Consider the following 16,866-nt stretch of genomic DNA (forward strand, 5'->3'; position numbering starts at 1 on the left):
CCCCGGGATCCACCCGCCCGTGCCCGTCCCCGCCGCCCCGGCGCACTTGCGACGGCACCCCCCGGGCGGCCCCGGAACCGGCCGGAAACCGTTCCCGCGCGGGGAATGCCCGGTCCGCACCGTCTGTTGTGGGGGATGTCGGTACGCACGGGAACACGGCGGAGGAGAGCGAGCGCATGACCCAGGTCATCAGTCACAACCGTCGGCAGGCCGCTGACCTGGACTGGACGGTACTCCCCAGCCCCCAGCGCGGCACACTTCGGGCGGCGGGGGGCCGGGGTGGTCGACTATTCTCCGATTCGAGCGGCTCCGCTCTCGAAGCCGCCGCCACGCAGTCGGAGGAGGTGGGTCCTGTCGCCGGGACCGACGAAGGCCACGCGGAGGAGACGACTCCGGAGCGCAACGCGCGCTTCGAGCGGGACGCCCTCGGCTACCTCGACCAGATGTACTCGGCCGCGCTGCGCATGACGCGCAACCCGGCCGACGCCGAGGACCTGGTCCAGGAGACGTACGCGAAGGCGTACGCGTCCTTCCACCAGTTCCGCGAGGGCACCAACCTGAAGGCGTGGCTGTACCGCATCCTGACCAACACCTTCATCAACTCCTACCGCAAGAAGCAGCGCGAACCCCAGCGCAGCGCCGCGGAGGAGATCGAGGACTGGCAGCTGGCGCGCGCCGAGTCGCACATGTCGACCGGACTGCGCTCCGCCGAGTCGCAGGCGCTCGACCACCTGCCCGACTCGGACGTGAAGGAAGCGCTCCAGGCCATTCCGGAGGAGTTCCGCATCGCGGTCTACCTTGCCGACGTAGAGGGCTTTGCGTACAAGGAGATCGCCGACATCATGGGTACACCCATCGGTACGGTCATGTCGCGACTGCACCGTGGCCGCCGTCAACTCCGCGGAATGCTGGAGGACTACGCCCGTGAACGCGGGTTGGTTCCCGCGGGCGCGGGAGAGTCGAACGACCGGAAAGGCTCGGGCTCATGAGTTGCGGAGAGCCGCACGAGACGGAGTGCTCTGAGGTCCTGGACCACCTTTACGAGTTCCTCGACCGGGAGATGCCCGACAGCGACTGCACGAAGTTCGAGACGCATTTCGGCGAGTGCAGCCCCTGCCTGGAGAAGTACGGCCTGGAACAGGCCGTGAAGAAGCTGGTGAAGCGCTGCTGCGGGTCGGACGACGTGCCGAGCGACCTGCGGTCGAAGGTGATGGGACGGATCGAACTCATCCGGTCGGGGCAGGCCGTGCCCGAACACGACGTCACCGCCGACGTGGCCGCGGACAAGCCGGCCGCCGGCTGACCCGCCGCACCCGGGCCGGCCGCCGGCTGACCCGCCGCACCCGGGCCGGCCGCCGGCTGACCCGCCGCACCCGGGCCGGCCGCCGGCTGACCCGCCGAACCGCGCGGGCCGCTTGAACAACCGCCCCCGGAACCGCCTTCGTTCACCCGAAGGTGCTAATCCGGGGGCGTCCCCGTGGTGCATCGGGACGATCCGGTCCGGTTCTTCAGGGCCCCCACCTATTCTCCCTTCGGTGCTGTTCCGCTTCGGGCACCTGGATCGCCGGCAAGCACGGGGAGGAGGGCGCCATGGGAATCCTTCCGCCCGCGGCGCGCGCCAGCGTCCTGTGCGCCGTCCTCGCGGCTCTGGCGTGCATCGCGCCCTCCTTCACCGGTTCGGCCCCGCCCTGGGGCGCCGTGGCCCTGCTGGCCGCCCTCTACCTCGGCTGCGAGCTCGTGAAGGTCTGCCCGCTGCCGGGCCGCCGGGTGCCCGAGGGCATCGGCTCCTTCTTCCCGGTGGTGCTGGCCGCCGCCCTGCTGCTGCCGCCCGCGGCCGCCGCCCTCGTGGCGCTGCCCGGCGGCCTCGCCGGCAGTGTGGCGCAGCGGCCCGCCGGGGTGCGCCGGGTCTGGCACGGGGCGCAGCAGGCGATCGCCGCCTGGACCGCGGGCCAAACGTTCCGGCTGCTACGTGGGCCCGCCGCCCTGGGCCCCGCCGACGGGAGCGGGCCGCCGGGGCCGGCGGGCCCGCCGGTCTGGGTCGCCGACTTCCCCTACCTGCTGCTTCCCGCCGCGGCCGCGGCCGTGGCCTTCTGCCTGGTGCTCACCGCCCTCGACGGCGCCATCCTGGCCGCCGCCGAGCGCCGGCCCGCCGCCACCGCCTGGCGCGGACCGCTCGCGCGCTCCCTGGCCCCGTACTGCGTGCACGGCCTCGCGGGGCTGATGATGGCCGTCATGTGGCGCAGCCCGTACGGGCTCCCGGCCGCGCTCCTGGTGCTGCTGCCGATGTACATCTCCTGCTGGGTCTTCGCCCAGTACCACCGCGAACGCGCCGCCCACCAGGCCACCATCCGCGCCCTCGTCCAGGCCGTCGACATCAAGGACCGCTACACGCGGGGGCACAGCGAACGCGTCGGCCAGGCCTCCGTGCTGATCGCCCGCGAGCTCGGCATGCCCGAGGAGCGCCTCGAGGTCGTCCGCATCGCCGGAATCCTGCACGACGTGGGCAAGCTCGGCGTCCCGACCCGGCTGCTGCGCAAGGACGGGCCGCTCACGCCGCAGGAGCGCCGCGTCATCGAACTGCACCCCGAGTACGGGCACGAGATGGTGCGCGGCATCGGCTTCCTGGGGGAGGCCCGGTCCGCGATCCTGCACCACCACGAACGGGTCGACGGCTCGGGATACCCCTACGGGCTCGCCGGCGACCAGATCCCGGTGCTGGCCCGCGTGGTGGCGGTGGCCGACGCCTTCGACGCGATGACCTCGACCCGGTCCTACAGCCGGGCCCGGCCGGTGCCGGTCGCCCTGGCGGAGCTGGAGCGCTGCGCGGGGGCGCACTTCGACCCGGCCATGGTGGACGCCCTGACCGGGGCCATCGGACGGCACGGCTGGCATCCGGTGGTCACCGCCGACCCGGACCCGGAGGCGACCTGCCCGGCCGCCGGCGGCGCGGGCACTCCGGGACTGCCCGCGCCCGGAGGACCGGGCCCCCGGCCCGCCGCGGACGCCCGGCCGGCCCGCAGCGGGGCGGAGGGCGGGGGGTGAGGGGGACCGCCGTGTGGGCGGTGCGCGGCGCGGCCGGCGCGCTCACCGCCGTCGCCCTCGGCCACACCCTGTGGAACGGCCTCGCGGAGCCGGGGACCGCCCTGGCCTTCGGCATCCTGGTCACCGTCGGCGAGCTGGCCCGCCGCGACCAGCGCGGGGAACCGGGACCGGCGGACCGCCGCCCCGCGCCGCTGGGCTCCGCCGCAGCCCTCGCCTACGCCCTCCTGGGACACAACGCCGGGCAGCCCACCCACCACGGAGTCCTCCAGACCGTCGTCGTGGTCGTCGCGGCCGCCCTCGCCGGGTGCGTGCCGCACCTCGCCCGGGGCCGCGGCCCGGCGGCGGACCACGTGGCCCGGCGGGTCCTCACCGTGGCCTTCGCCGCCGTCTGCTTCCAGCCGCTGCACCATGCGGGCCGGTTGGAGGAGCGGCTCGGCCAGGGCCCCTACCTCGTCCTGTTCCTGATCGGCCTCCTCGGCCTGACCGCGCTGTGCGAGGCCGTGCTCGCCGCCGTGCTCGCCCGGGCCCGCACCGGTTGGCCGTACGGCCCCCTGCTGCGCGAGGAGCTGCGCGCCCAGCTCGGCATCGGTTCGGCGATCGGCGCCAGCGGCGTGGTGATGGCCCTCGGTGTCGCCGTGGCCGGACTGTGGGCCCTGCCCGTCTTCAGCGTGCCCCTGCTGCTGACCCAGATGTCCTTCCACCGGATCACCGCGATCCGCACCACCTACCGCCAGACGATCACCTCCCTGGCCCGGGCCACGGAGATCGCCGGCTGCACGCCGCCCGGCCACGCCCGCCGGGTCGCCGCCCTGAGCCGCGCCGTCGGCCGGGAGCTGGGGCTGTCGGAGCGGGAGCTCACCGTCCTGGAGTACGCGGCGCTGATGCACGACATCGGTCAGCTGTCCCTCGTCGACCCCGTTCCGGACGGGGCCACCGCGGTCCTGCCCGCCGCCGAGGCCCGCCGGATCGCCGAGCTCGGCGGGGAGGTGGCCCGGCAGACCGGGGTGCCCCCCGAGGTGGCCGTGGTCGTGGAGCGGCAGGCCGACCCCTACCGGGAGCAGCCCGTCGCGGCGCGCATCGTGCGCGCGGTGAACGCCTACGACGACCTGGTGGGCGGGGACCGTCACCCGAGCGGCTCACTGGCGGCCCTGGAAGAGCTCCGCCTGGGCACGGGGCACGACTACCAGCCCGAGGTGGTCGAGTGTCTGGCGAGGGTTCTGGCCAGGAGCGGGCGGGACGGAGTTGTTCCCGTCCCACCGGGGTAACCCATGGGTAATGAGCGGCTGTCCGAGTGGGCATGGTTGGATGCCAGTAAGAGTGCGAGCGACAGTGTCCGCGAAGGCTGCACCGTCGGACCGGCAGGCGGGAATCGTGAGGATCTTCGGGAAGGTACGGCATCGGCCCTCCGCCTCGTGGCGGCAGGCCACCGACCGCGCGTTCACGCTGATCGGTGACGGGCGGTACGAGGACGCGGGCGCGCTCCTGACCAGAGCCGCGGACCTGGAGCCATGGCTGTCCGAGTCCTGGTTCAACCTGGCGCTGCTGCACAAGTTCCGGCACGACTGGGAACAGGCGCGGGCCGCCGGACTGCGCGCCGTGGCCCTGCTGGACCGCGAGACGGGCGCCCCGGACTGGTGGAACGTCGGCATCGCCGCGACCGCCCTCCAGGACTGGCCGCTGGCCCGGCGGGCCTGGCAGGCGTACGGGCTGAAGGTGCCCGGGGACCCGCACGGAGGCACGGCCGGCGGCAAGGGCGGCGGCGAACCGGTGGGCATGGAGCTCGGCAGCGCCGCGGTGCGGCTCTCCCCCGAGGGTGAGGCCGAGGTGGTCTGGGGCCGCCGGCTCGACCCGGCCCGGATGGAGGTCCTCTCCATCCCGCTGCCCTCCTCGGGGCGGCGCTGGGGCGAGGTCGTGCTGCACGACGGGGTCCCGCACGGCGAGCGGATCACCGCGGCCGGGCCCTCGTACCCGGTATTCGACGAGATCGAGCTGTGGGCGCCCTCGCCCGTGCCGACCTGGGTGGTGCTGCTGGAGGCGGCCGACGAGGCGGACCGCAACGCGCTGGAGCAGCTGGCCTCGGACGCGGGCTTCGCGGCCGAGGACTGGTCCTCATCGGTACGGCTGCTGTGCCGGACCTGCTCGGAGAGCGAGATGCCGAGCGACGAGGGCGACGGCGAGCACCTGGACCCCCACGACCACAGCGAGCCGGGGCATCCCGGGCCGCTGGGCCACCGTACGGCCGGGTCGGGCGCGCTGTGGGTGCCCGAGCGGGAGTGCGGCATCGCGGCTCCGGCCGGTCTCGTGCGCGGGCTGCTGGACGGCTGGGTCGCCGACAGCCCGGACACCCGGGAGTGGCGGGATCTCGAGGAGGTCTGCTGAGCCGGGGCCGTAGGCTGTACGGGCACATCGGTGACTTACGGAAGGCGTACGGCGGACATGGCGCAGCAGGAGAACGAGGTTGTCGAGGTCGCGGGCGAGGTGAACGACGGGTACGTCGTGGACACCGAGGACTGTGCGGAGCGCGAGCTCGCCCACCGCGAGCGCGGCACCGCCCGCCCCATCACGGTGGTCGGCAACCCGGTCCTGCACCGGGAGTGCAAGGACGTCACCGAGTTCGGCGCGGAGCTGGCGCAGCTGATCGACGACATGTTCGCCAGCCAGAAGGCCGCCGAGGGCGTGGGCCTGGCCGCGAACCAGATCGGTGTGGACGCCAAGGTCTTCGTCTACGACTGCCCGGACGACGAGGGGGTGCGGCACACCGGCGTGGTCGTCAACCCCCGGCTCGTCGAGCTGCCGGCCGGCGCGCGGGTGCTGGACGACTCCAACGAGGGCTGCCTGTCGGTTCCCACGGCGTACGCCTCGCTGGCCCGCCCGGACTACGCCGAGGTCGAGGGCCAGGACGCGCAGGGCAACCCGATCAAGGTGCGCGGCACCGGCTACTTCGCGCGCTGCCTGCAGCACGAGACGGACCACCTGTACGGGTACCTGTACATCGACCGCCTCTCCAAGCGCGACCGCAAGGACGCCCTGCGGCAGATGGCGGAGGGCACGCCGCGCTACGAGACCGTCCCGAACGGCTGATCCGCTCCGCACGCGTGGCAGGGCCCCGCTCCCGCAAGGGGGCGGGGCCCTGCACGTCGGACTACTGCGGGGCGCAGCCCCAGCCGCTGTCGGCGGGCGCGGCAGCGGTGCGGGTGCGGGCGGTACGGGACATACGGGCCCTCCTGAGCTGTGATGAGCGGTGCTCCGGCCGGGCGTGGTGCGGGGGCGCCGGGGCCGGGCGTCATCACGGTACGCCACCGGCCGACTACGCAAGGGCCTGCTTCGGGCCAAAGGATGCCGGTTCTCGGCCAAGGTCAGGCGACGGCGCGCGGCCCCCGGAAGGTGCGCCGGAAAGCGTTCGGCGTGGTGCCGAGCGTCCGCAGGAAATGGTGGCGCAGTGCGGCCGCGGTCCCGAAACCGCAGCGGCCCGCTATCGCGTCGACGGTCTCGTCGGTCGTTTCCAGCAACTCCTGGGCGAGCAGCACCCGCTGGCGCAGCACCCACTGGTAGGGGGTGGTGCCGGTCTCCTGCAGGAAGCGGCGGGCGAAGGTGCGCGGTGACATGTGCGCGCGTTCGGCGAGCTGCTCCACGGTGATCTCCTCCTGCAGGTGGCGGGCCATCCAGCCGATCACCTCGCCCACCGTGTCGCAGGCCGTGCGCGGGAGCGGACGCTCGATGAACTGCGCCTGCCCGCCGTCGCGGTGGGGCGGTACGACCATCCGCCGCGCGATGGTGTTGGCCACCTCCGCGCCCTGCTCCTGGCGTACGAGGTGCAGGCAGGCGTCGATCCCGGAGGCGGTGCCGGCGGCGGTGACGACCGGCCCGTCGTCCACGTACAGCACGTCGGGGTCGACCAGGGCGCGCGGGAAGCGGCGGCGCAGGGCGGGCGCGTGCATCCAGTGCGTGGTGCAGCGCCGGCCTTCGAGCAGCCCGGCGGCGCCCAGGATGAAGGCGCCGCTGCACACGCTCAGTACCCGCGCGCCGCGCCCCACCGCCCGGTTCAGGGCGGCCAGCAGGGGCTCGGGGTAGTCCCGGGTGGTCGCCGCCCGGTCGGCGGGCAGGCACACCAGGTCCGCCTCCTCCAGCCGCTCCAGCCCGTGGTGGAGCGTGAGGCCGAACGCACCGTCGCCGCTGACCATCCTGGCGTCCTCGGCCGCGCACACGGCGAAGTCGTAGCCCGGCAGACCCGAGCCCGTGCGGTCCACTCCGAACACCTCGCAGAAGATGCCCAGTTCGAAGGGGGCGACCCCGTTGACGACGGCCACGGCCACGTTGTTCAAAGGCATGACGCCAGTGTGGCAGTAATTCGCCCTTCCAGGACAGTCCTGCCGCTGTCCCGGTTCATCCGGGCTGGCGAGAGTGGAGTCATGAACACGTTGTCGAACTACCTCGTCGTCCTGGCCGTCGCCGCGCTCCTGCTCGCCCCCTCCCTCTACGGGATCGCCCGGGAACGCAGGATCGACCGGCAGCTGCGCGAAGCAGCCGCCGGCCGGTCACCGGTGCGCGGGTCGGACAGGGCCCGGAAGGCTCAGAAGTCCTCGTCCAGGTCGACCGTGCCCTCGACGGCGACCTGATACGCCGACGGACGGCGCTCGAAGAAGTTGGTCAGCTCCTGGACGCCCTGCAACTCCATGAAGGAGAACGGGTTCTGCGAGCCGTACACGGGCGGGAAGCCGAGGCGCACCAGGCGCTGGTCCGCGACGCACTCCAGGTATGCGCGCATCGAATCGGTGTTCATGCCCGGCAGGCCCTCGCCGCACAGGTCGCGGCCGAACTGCAGCTCCGCCTCCACCGCCTCCCTCAGCATGTCGGTGACCTGCTGCCGCAGGGCGTCGTCGAAGAGCTCCGGCTCCTCCTTGCGGACGGTGTCCACGACCTCGAAGGCGAAGTTCATGTGCATGGTCTCGTCGCGGAACACCCAGTTGGTGCCGGTCGCGAGGCCGTGCAGCAGGCCGCGCGAGCGGAACCAGTACACGTACGCGAACGCGCCGTAGAAGAACAGTCCCTCGATGCACGCCGCGAAGCAGATCAGGTTCAGCAGGAAGCGCCGGCGGTCGGCCTGCGTCTCCAGCCGCTCGATCTTCTCGACCGAGTCCATCCACCGGAAGCAGAACTGCGCCTTCTCGCGGATCGAGGGGATCTCCTCGACCGCGTCGAAGGCGGCCGCGCGGTCGTCCGGGTCGGGCAGGTAGGTGTCGAGCAGCGTCAGGTAGAACTGGACGTGCACGGCCTCCTCGAAGAGCTGGCGCGACAGGTACAGCCGCGCCTCCGGGGAGTTGATGTGCTTGTAGAGCGTCAGCACCAGGTTGTTCGAGACGATCGAGTCGCCCGTCGCGAAGAACGCGACCAGGCGGCCGATCATGTGCTGCTCGGCCGGCGTCAGCTTCGCGAGGTCGGCGACGTCCGAGTGGAGGTCGACCTCCTCGACCGTCCACGTGTTCTTGATCGCGTCCCGGTAGCGCTCGTAGAAGTCCGGGTAGCGCATCGGGCGGAGCGTCAGCTCGAAGCCCGGGTCCAGCAGGTTCTTCTTCTCGGTCGGGCTCATCACTGGCAGGCCTCGCAGGACTCGGGGTTCTCAAGGGAGCAGGCGAGCGCCTCCGCGTCGGCCACGGCCTGCGGGAGCGCCGCCGGGGTGGCGGCCTGCGCGGCGCGGGCGATCTTCGTCGCCGGGCGGGAGCGCAGGTAGTAGGTGGTCTTCAGGCCCTGCTTCCAGGCATACGCGTACATCGAGCTGAGCTTGCCGATGGTGGGCGTCTCCAGGAACAGGTTCAGCGACTGCGACTGGTCCAGGAACGGGGTACGGGCCGCCGCCATGTCGATCAGGCCGCGCTGCGGGATCTCCCACGCCGTGCGGTACAGCTCGCGGACCTCGGCCGGGATCCAGCCGAAGCCCTGCACCGAGCCGGAGGAGTCGCGCAGCGCCTCGCGGGTCTGCGCGTCCCAGACGCCGAGCCGCTTCAGCTCCTCCACCAGGTAGGCGTTGACCTGGAGGAACTCACCGCTCAGCGTCTCGCGCTTGAAGAGGTTGGAGACCTGCGGCTCGATGCACTCGTACACGCCCGCGATCGAGGCGATCGTCGCCGTGGGGGCGATGGCGAGGAGGAGCGAGTTGCGCATGCCGGTCGCCGCGACCCGGGCGCGCAGCGCCTCCCAGCGCTCCGGCCAGTGCAGCTCCACGTCGTAGTGGTCGGGGTGCAGCACGCCGCGGGCGGTGCGGGTCCGCTCCCAGGCCGGCAGCGGGCCGCTGCGCTCGGCGAGGTCGCAGGAGGCCTCGTACGCGGCCAGCATGATGCGTTCGGAGAGCTTGGTGGACAGGGCCTTCGCCTCGGGGGAGTCGAAGGGCAGCTTCAGCTTGAAGAAGACGTCCTGCAGGCCCATCGCGCCCAGGCCCACCGGGCGCCAGCGGGCGTTGGAACGGGCGGCCTGCTCGGTCGGGTAGAAGTTGATGTCCACCACGCGGTCGAGGAAGGTGACGGCGGTGCGTACGGTCTCGTCGATCCGCTCCCATTCGATCGCGCCGTCCGAGACGAAGGCGCCGAGGTTCACCGAGCCGAGGTTGCAGACGGCCGTCTCGCCGTCGTCGGTGACCTCGATGATCTCGGTGCACAGGTTCGAGGAGTGCACGACGGTACCCGGCTCGGCGGTCTGGTTCGCCGTGCGGTTGGAGGCGTCCTTGAAGGTCATCCAGCCCTGTCCGGTCTGCGCGAGGGTGCGCATCATCCGGCCGTACAGGTCGCGGGCGGGCATGGTCTTGCGGGCCAGGCCCGCGGCCTCGGCCGCCCGGTAGGCGGCGTCGAACGCGTCGCCCCACAGGTCGACGAGCTCGGGGACGTCGGCCGGGGAGAACAGCGACCAGTCGGCGTCGGCGTTGACCCGGCGCATGAACTCGTCCGGCACCCAGTGGGCCAGGTTCAGGTTGTGCGTCCGGCGCTGGTCCTCACCGGTGTTGTCGCGCAGCTCCAGGAACTCCTCGATGTCCGCGTGCCAGGTCTCCAGGTAGACGGCGGCGGCGCCCTTGCGGCGGCCGCCCTGGTTCACGGCGGCGACGGAGGCGTCGAGGGTCTTCAGGAACGGCACGATGCCGTTGGAGTGGCCGTTGGTGCCGCGGATCAGCGAACCGCGGGCGCGGATGCGGGAGTACGACAGGCCGATGCCGCCGGCGTGCTTGGACAGGCGGGCGACCTGGTGGTAGCGGTCGTAGATCGAGTCCAGCTCGTCCAGCGGGGAGTCCAGCAGGTAGCAGGAGGACATCTGCGGGTGGCGGGTGCCGGAGTTGAAGAGCGTGGGGGAGGAGGGCAGGTAGTCCAGGCGGCTCATCAGCCGGTAGAGCGAGACCACTTCCTCGAGGGCCTCGGGGGACTCGTTCTCCGCCAGGCCGCAGGCCACGCGCAGCATGAAGTACTGCGGCGTCTCGATCACCTGGCGGGTGATCGGGTGGCGCAGCAGGTAGCGGCTGTGCAGGGTGCGCAGACCGAAGAAGCCGAAGCGGTCGTCGGCGCCGTCGGCGAGGGCGTGCTCGACCAGCGCGTCCAGGCGGCCCGCGTGGGCCCGTACGAACGCGGCGGTGCGGTCGGCGATCAGGCCCTCGCGGTGGCCGACCTCGACGGAGGCCGAGAAGGAGGTGGAGTCCTGGCCCGCGGCCTCGTCCCGCACGGCCAGCGTCAGCAGCCGGGCGGCGAGCTTGGAGTAGGCCGGGTCCTCGGAGATCAGGCCGGCGGCGGACTCGGTGGCCAGGCCCCGCAGTTCGGCCTCGTCGGCGGCGGCGCTGCGGCCGCGCAGCGCGGCGGCGGCGACCCGGCCGGGGTCGGTGTCGGGGAGGTCCGCCGTCAGTTCGGTGAGGGTGCGCAGCAGCGCGGCCCCCGGGCCCTCGGTGGTGTCGCCTGGAACGGACGCGGCGCGCGGTGCTGAAGGCGCGATGGTCACGGCGGGAGCTCTCCCTCGCTCGGCCCGGATCGACGGCGGGCGGGCAGGGGAGGCGCATGCGGGCGTGGCGGATGCGCGCACACCGCAGGCCGTCCACCGGCCCAACCGCGAGGCCCGGACGTATCGGCACCCGGTTCGGTCGACCCGGGTGCACCGTCGGCAGGTCCTCGGACTTCATGCCCGGGAGCCGGACACTTCATACCGTTGCGGGACAGTTCCGGATTCACACCGGATTCCCCTGCGGCGACAGCAGGCATGAGCATACATGTGGGGGGCCTGGTCTGCGTGACCCCCCACATGTAGTGCCGACGCGGCTACAACTCCAGCCGGTACGTGAGCAAGGTGAGCCCCGGAACCGGTGCCCAGTCCCGCTCCGGCGTACGGGTGAACCCCAGCCGCTCGTAGATCCGCTGGGCCCCCGTCATGCCGCGCTGGGTGGACAGCACCAGGTGTGTGACCCCGGCCAGCTCGCGCGCCCGGGCCACGCAGGCCCGCACCAGCGCCTCGCCCGCACCCCGGCCGCGCGCCGCGCCGGCGACGGCCAGCATCCGGAACTCGGCCTCGCCGGGCCCGGCTATGTCCGCCAGCGGACTGCCGGGCGGGGCGAAGGTGACCCCGCCGAGCACGGCTCCCTCGTGGACGGCGACGAGCACCTCCCCGTCGGCGGCCCGACCGGCGACATCGCGCAGAACGGAGGCGTAGAACGCCTCGCCCGACCCCAGCAGCCCGTCGCCCAGGTAGGCCTGCGCGGTGAGCTCACCCAGCTGCTCGTACTCGGCGGGCCGTGCCGCCCTGATCACGATGTCCATGGACCGAGTGTGCAGGACGGCGCCGGAGCGGGGCCCGCCCGGACCGGACGAAGGCCCCGCCGCGGGGCAGCGGCGGGGCCTTCGGGTGTGCGGCGCGGGCTCAGCAGCAGCCGAAGCCCTCGCGGGGGTCCGCCTCGCGGGCGTCGGTGCGGGCGCGCTCGAAGGCGCGGCGGGTCATGACCGGCGCGTCCGCGTCGTGGCCGCGGGCGTGGGCCACATAGCGGTCGTAGGCCGCCTCGCCGGAGAACTCCCGTACGAAGTACCGGATCGTGGCCAGCCGCTCCCGCAGGGAGGTCATGCCACCGGCTCCTTGACCCGGCCGCCGCCCGAGTCCAGCCCGGCCGCGGCGAGCTCCGCCTTCTCCTCGGCCGTCGGGAACAGCCCGGCGGGAGCGACGATCCGCGACTCGGTCCACGGCACCTCGGCCAGCCTGGCGGAACCGGGGTCGCTGATCGCCTTGAAGCACGTCCGGGCCGCGTCGGCCAGCACGACGACGATCAGCAGCGCGAACAGGGCGCACAGGACCCCGTCCACCGTGGCGTTGGTGACCACCGTGTGCATCTCGTCCATGTTCTTGGCGGGCGGCAGCACCTTGTCCGCGTCGATGCCGGCCTGGTACTTGTCGCGCTGGGCGAAGAAGCCGACCCGGACGTCCTCGGAGAAGATCTTCTGGTAGCTCGCGGTGAGCGTCACCGTGGCGTCCCAGGCCAGGGGAACCGCCGTCACCCAGGCCCACTTCAGCCGGCCCGACTTCACCAGCAGCGTCGTGCAGACCGCCAGGGCGACGGCCGCCAGCAGCTGGTTCGCGATGCCGAAGAGCGGGAACAGCTGGTTGATGCCGCCCAGCGGGTCCTTCACGCCGACCCACAGGAAGTAGCCCCAACCGCCGACCACGACGGCGCTGGCCAGCCAGACGCCCGGCTTCCAGCTGACGTCCTTGAAGGACTTGTGCACGTTGCCCAGGGTGTCCTGGAGCATGAACCGGCCGACCCTGGTCCCCGCGTCCACGGTGGTGAGGATGAACAGCGCCTCGAACATGATCGCGAAGTGGTACCAGAACGCCTTCATCGATGCGCCGCCGATCACGGAGGCGAAGATCTCGGACATGCCGAGTGCGAAGGTCGGCGCGCCACCGGTGCGGGAGAGCAGGCTCGTCTCCTCGACGTCCTTCGCCGCCTGGGCCAGCGCATCGGGCGATATGGCGAAGCCGAAGCCCGTGACCGCCTGCGAGGCCGACTCCACCGTGGTGCCGATGACGCCGCCGGGGGAGTTGATGGCGAAGTAGAGGCCGGGCTCCAGGATGCAGGCCGTGATCACGGCCATGACGGCGACGAACGACTCGGTGAGCATCGCCCCGTAGCCGATCATCCGGACCTGGGTCTCCTTCTGGATCATCTTCGGGGTCGTGCCCGAGGAGACCAGGGCGTGGAAGCCGGACAGGGCGCCACAGGCGATCGTGATGAACACGAACGGGAACATCGAACCGGCGAAGACCGGGCCGTCGCCGCGCGCGGCGAAGTCGGTGACCGCGGGCATCTTCAAGGTGGGCATCGCGATGAACACCCCGAGGGCCAGCAGGGCGATGGTGCCGACCTTCATGAAGGTGGAGAGGTAGTCGCGCGGCGCGAGCAGCATCCAGACCGGCAGCACCGAGGCCAGGAAGCCGTACACGATCATCCAGATGACCAGCGTCTCCTTCTCCAGCGTGAAGGTGCCGGCCAGCGAGGACTCCGCGACCCAGCCGCCCGCGACGATGGCGAGCAGCAGCAGGGCCACACCGATCAGCGAGACCTCGGTGACCCGGCCGGGACGCAGGACGCGCAGGTAGAAGCCCATGAAGAGGGCGATCGGGATGGTCATGCCGATGGAGAAGACGCCCCAGGGCGAGTGCGCCAGGGCGTTGACGATGACCAGCGCGAGCACGGCCAGCAGGATGATCATGATGGCGAACACGGCGATCAGGGCGGCGGCTCCGCCCACGGGGCCGATCTCGTCCCGGGCCATCTGGCCGAGCGAACGGCCGTCGCGCCGGGTGGAGAAGAACAGGGTCACCATGTCCTGCACGGCGCCGGCGAAGATCACTCCGACGACGATCCAGATGGTGCCGGGCAGGTACCCCATCTGCGCGGCGAGCACGGGCCCGACGAGCGGTCCGGCGCCGGCGACGGCGGCGAAGTGGTGGCCGAAGAGGACGCGCCGGTCGGTCGGGTGGAAGTCGACACCGTTGTCGAGGCGTTCGGCGGGCGTGGCCCGGGACTTGTCCACCTTCAGAACGCGGTGCGCGATGAACCGCGAGTAGAAGCGGTAGCCGATCGCGTAGGAACCCAGGGCGGCGGCGAGCAGCCACGCGGCGGAGACGTCCTCACCGCGCGAGAGGGCCAGGACGCCCCAGCCGAGGGCGCCGACGAGTCCGACGAGGACCCATGCGGCGATGGACTTCGGGGAAGGCGGGCCCGGCCTGCCGCCCGGACCCGCCGCGTTCCGTTGTGTCCCCGTTGCTTCCGGTTCAGGCATGACCCTCGTCCCCTCGTCGATCATCTGCGTAAGCGCAGGGAATCTACGGGGGAATGCCCGCTGAACGTAAGACCCCGTCCGTATTCCGGTATTCCGCTTTACGGTGCAGAGGGGCGGAAGTCCGGCGGAACACCGAGGTCTCCGGCCGTTCTCCGGTGAATCCTCGGCCCTCCGCGGCTCGTTCAGGCGGTGGGGCGCTTGAGGCGGGCGACGAACTTGTACCGGTCGCCCCGGTACACCGAGCGCACCCACTCCACGGGCTCGCCGTCCGCGTCGAGCGAGTGCCGGGAGAGCATCAGCATCGGCAGGCCGACGTCGGTGCCCAGCAGGCCCGCCTCGCGCGGTGTGGCCAGCGAGGTCTCGATCGTCTCCTCGGCCTCGGCGAGGTGGACGTCGTAGACCTCGGCGAGGGCGGTGTAGAGGGAGGTGTACTTGACGAGCGAACGGCGCAGCGCCGGGAAGCGCTTCGCCGACAGGTGGGTGGTCTCGATGGCCATCGGCTCGCCGCTGGCCAGCCGCAGCCGCTCGATGCGCAGCACCCGCCCACCGGTGGTGATCTTCAGGAGCCCGGCGAGGGTGTCGTCGGCCGTCACGTAGCCGATGTCCAGGAGCTGGGAGGTCGGTTCCAGCCCCTGCGCGCGCATGTCCTCGGTGTAGGAGGTGAGTTGCAGGGCCTGGGAGACCTTGGGCTTGGCGACGAAGGTGCCCTTGCCCTGGATCCTCTCCAGCCGTCCCTCGACGACGAGCTCCTGGAGGGCCTGGCGGACGGTGGTCCGCGAGGTGTCGAATTCGGCCGCGAGCGTGCGCTCCGGCGGCACCGGGGTGCCGGGCGGCAGCGTCTCGGTCATGTCGAGCAAGTGCCGCTTGAGTCGGTAGTACTTGGGTACACGTGCCGTGCGGGTGGCCGCCCCGCCCTCCGGCTCCGTGATCGCCCCTTCGGTGGCCATCGCCGCCCGCCTTCCCGACTCCAGTTTCGCTGCCGTCACCGGCTCCTCCGATATGTGCGGTCACATCGTGACACGTGTGGGGGGACAGGCCTTCTCTCTCCCCAGGTGTCGGTCCGATAACGGACCGAGCACCCGCTCATTAGACCCTTGACACCCCTAAAGGTCTAGGCCAAGCTCCAGCTACTGGTCTAAACCAATATGGATCAGATCCCAGCCCCACGGCAGTACTTCGCGTATGTCACCGCGGCGGGCAAGGGAAGTGCAGGCAGGCATCCCTGAGGAGGGTGGCGTGAAGCGCAAGCTCATCGTGGCGGTCAGTGTGGCGGGCATGTTGGCGGGTGTCGCGGCGTGCGGCAACGGCGACGACGGCAAGGCCAAGGCCGACACGGGCCCCAAGGAGATCACCGTCTGGGTCATGGACGGCTCCGCGCCGAAAGCCTGGATCGACGAGGTCAACAAGGAGTTCTCGGCCAAGCACCCCGGTGTCACGGTCAAGGTCGAGGAGCAGAAGTGGACCGGCATCCAGGAGAAGGTGACCACCGCCCTCTCCGAGGACACCCCGCCGGACGTCCTCGAGCTCGGCAACACCCAGACCGCCGGCTACGCGGTCACCGGCGGCCTCGCCGACCTGACCAACGACAAGGCCAAGCTCGGCGCCGACGCCTGGCAGAAGAGCATGCTCGCCTCGGCCGAGATCGACGGCAAGCTCTACTCCGCCCCGTGGTATGCCGCCAACCGCGTCGTCATCTATGACAAGAAGGCTTATCAGAAGGCCGGTGTCACCCCGCCGAAGACCCGGGACGAGTGGATCGCCGGCCTGGAGAAGCTCAAGGCGGCCGACCCGGCCTCCCAGCCCATCTACCTCCCCGGCCAGAGCTGGTACGTCCTCGCCGGCCTGATCTGGGACGAGGGCGGCGACCTCGCCGTCAAGGACGGCGGCAAGTGGAAGGGCGCGCTGGGCACCCCGCAGGCCGCCTCCGCGATGGAGTTCTACAAGAAGCTCCAGTCCTTCTCCACCGCCCCCAAGGACAAGGACGAGGCCAACCCCCAGCAGTCCACCGACATCGTCCCCAAGGGCGGCGTCTCCTCCTGGATCGGTCTCGGCTGGGAGGCCGGCGGCGCCGAGAAGGCCCTGAAGGAAGCGGGCAAGGAGGCCGACTTCGGCTACTTCCCCATCCCGGGCAAGACCGCCGACAAGACCAGCACCGTGTTCCTCGGCGGCTCGAACCTCGCGGTGGCCGAGCGCTCCAAGAACAAGGAGCTCGCCAAGGAGTGGCTGGCCCTCGCCGCAGGCAAGGACCAGATGACCAAGTACGCCGCCGAGACCAAGGGCGCGCTGCTCCCGAACCAGGCCGGTGCCAACTTCACCCCGGCCGCGGGCTCCTTCGCGGAGGCCATGGGCAAGGCCGGCGCCAACGGCAAGATCACCCCGGTCACCCCGGGCTGGGCGAACGTCGAGACCGAGCCGAACCCCATCAAGGAGTTCATGACCAAGGTCCTGAAGGGCGAGGACGCCGCCAAGGCGGGCGCTGACGCGGACAAGGAAATCGCGAACCGCATCAACAAGTAGTCCCGCCCCGCAGTACCGG

Annotated in this window: 15 protein-coding genes and 1 riboswitch; of the genes, 8 read left to right on the top strand and 7 right to left on the bottom strand. The window is 71.8% G+C overall.

Translation table 11 applies throughout. The features are described from left to right. The first annotated feature begins 344 nt into the window (after window positions 1-344). From AC07FY_RS07790 to def, 6 genes are all read left to right on the top strand, one after another. Window positions 345-989, top strand: coding sequence for a sigma-70 family RNA polymerase sigma factor (locus tag AC07FY_RS07790; RefSeq protein WP_030709911.1), 645 nt, complete (start codon window positions 345-347; stop codon window positions 987-989). Next, on the top strand, window positions 986-1,303 hold the full coding sequence (rsrA, locus tag AC07FY_RS07795) for a mycothiol system anti-sigma-R factor (RefSeq protein WP_479002079.1): 318 nt from the start codon (window positions 986-988) through the stop codon (window positions 1,301-1,303). Before AC07FY_RS07790 ends, rsrA begins: the two co-directional genes overlap by 4 nt. A gap of 287 nt (window positions 1,304-1,590) precedes the next feature. Next, window positions 1,591-3,042, top strand: a complete 1,452-nt coding sequence (locus AC07FY_RS07800; protein WP_479002082.1) for an HD-GYP domain-containing protein — start codon at window positions 1,591-1,593, stop codon at window positions 3,040-3,042. Next, window positions 3,039-4,307, top strand: a complete 1,269-nt coding sequence (locus AC07FY_RS07805; RefSeq protein ID WP_479002085.1) for an HD-GYP domain-containing protein — start codon at window positions 3,039-3,041, stop codon at window positions 4,305-4,307. The genes AC07FY_RS07800 and AC07FY_RS07805 overlap by 4 nt, the downstream gene beginning before the upstream one ends. A 106-nt stretch (window positions 4,308-4,413) precedes the next feature. Next, window positions 4,414-5,421 (top strand): tetratricopeptide repeat protein, encoded by a 1,008-nt coding sequence (locus AC07FY_RS07810; RefSeq protein ID WP_479002088.1) that lies wholly within the window; start codon window positions 4,414-4,416, stop codon window positions 5,419-5,421. Window positions 5,422-5,478: 57 nt separating this feature from the next. Next, the gene (gene def / locus AC07FY_RS07815) at window positions 5,479-6,123 is read left to right on the top strand and encodes a peptide deformylase (RefSeq protein ID WP_479002090.1); all 645 of its coding nucleotides are present in this window, start codon (window positions 5,479-5,481) and stop codon (window positions 6,121-6,123) included. 275 nt (window positions 6,124-6,398) lie between these two features. On the opposite strand, the gene AC07FY_RS07820 is transcribed toward def, so the two are convergent. Continuing rightward, entirely contained in the window at window positions 6,399-7,370 is a 972-nt protein-coding gene (locus tag AC07FY_RS07820; protein ID WP_479002093.1) for a helix-turn-helix domain-containing protein, read from the bottom strand. A gap of 81 nt (window positions 7,371-7,451) precedes the next feature. Here AC07FY_RS07820 and AC07FY_RS07825 point away from each other — a divergent pair, with 81 nt between their 5' ends. Then, window positions 7,452-7,658, top strand: coding sequence for a hypothetical protein (locus AC07FY_RS07825; RefSeq protein WP_479002096.1), 207 nt, complete (start codon window positions 7,452-7,454; stop codon window positions 7,656-7,658). Here the strand turns inward: AC07FY_RS07825 and AC07FY_RS07830 are convergent. The 6 genes from AC07FY_RS07830 to AC07FY_RS07855 form a co-directional block, all read right to left on the bottom strand. After that, a complete protein-coding gene (locus AC07FY_RS07830; RefSeq protein WP_479002099.1) occupies window positions 7,613-8,629 on the bottom strand; it encodes a ribonucleotide-diphosphate reductase subunit beta in 1,017 nt (338 codons plus the stop codon). The two genes, AC07FY_RS07825 and AC07FY_RS07830, sit on opposite strands and share 46 nt — an antisense overlap. Then, the gene (locus AC07FY_RS07835) at window positions 8,629-11,007 is read right to left on the bottom strand and encodes a ribonucleoside-diphosphate reductase subunit alpha (RefSeq protein WP_479002102.1); all 2,379 of its coding nucleotides are present in this window, start codon (window positions 11,005-11,007) and stop codon (window positions 8,629-8,631) included. Before AC07FY_RS07835 ends, AC07FY_RS07830 begins: the two co-directional genes overlap by 1 nt. A 141-nt stretch (window positions 11,008-11,148) precedes the next feature. After that, window positions 11,149-11,270, bottom strand: a riboswitch (cobalamin riboswitch). 51 nt (window positions 11,271-11,321) lie between these two features. Further along, complete coding sequence (locus AC07FY_RS07840; RefSeq protein ID WP_479002105.1) at window positions 11,322-11,816, bottom strand: GNAT family N-acetyltransferase; 495 nt, start codon at window positions 11,814-11,816, stop codon at window positions 11,322-11,324. Window positions 11,817-11,916: 100 nt separating this feature from the next. Beyond that, window positions 11,917-12,114 (bottom strand): CstA-like transporter-associated (seleno)protein, encoded by a 198-nt coding sequence (locus AC07FY_RS07845; protein WP_479002108.1) that lies wholly within the window; start codon window positions 12,112-12,114, stop codon window positions 11,917-11,919. After that, window positions 12,111-14,354: a carbon starvation CstA family protein gene (locus AC07FY_RS07850; protein ID WP_479002111.1), complete on the bottom strand. Its 2,244-nt coding sequence runs from the start codon at window positions 14,352-14,354 to the stop codon at window positions 12,111-12,113. The genes AC07FY_RS07845 and AC07FY_RS07850 overlap by 4 nt, the downstream gene beginning before the upstream one ends. Before the next feature lie 158 nt (window positions 14,355-14,512). Then, on the bottom strand, window positions 14,513-15,277 hold the full coding sequence (locus tag AC07FY_RS07855; protein ID WP_479003145.1) for a GntR family transcriptional regulator: 765 nt from the start codon (window positions 15,275-15,277) through the stop codon (window positions 14,513-14,515). Between the two features lie 289 nt (window positions 15,278-15,566). On the opposite strand from AC07FY_RS07855, the gene AC07FY_RS07860 reads away from it, so the two are divergent. After that, window positions 15,567-16,847 (top strand): extracellular solute-binding protein, encoded by a 1,281-nt coding sequence (locus tag AC07FY_RS07860; RefSeq protein WP_479002114.1) that lies wholly within the window; start codon window positions 15,567-15,569, stop codon window positions 16,845-16,847. The last annotated feature ends 19 nt before the right edge of the window (window positions 16,848-16,866 follow it).

The organism is Streptomyces sp. NPDC045967, from assembly GCF_056430495.1.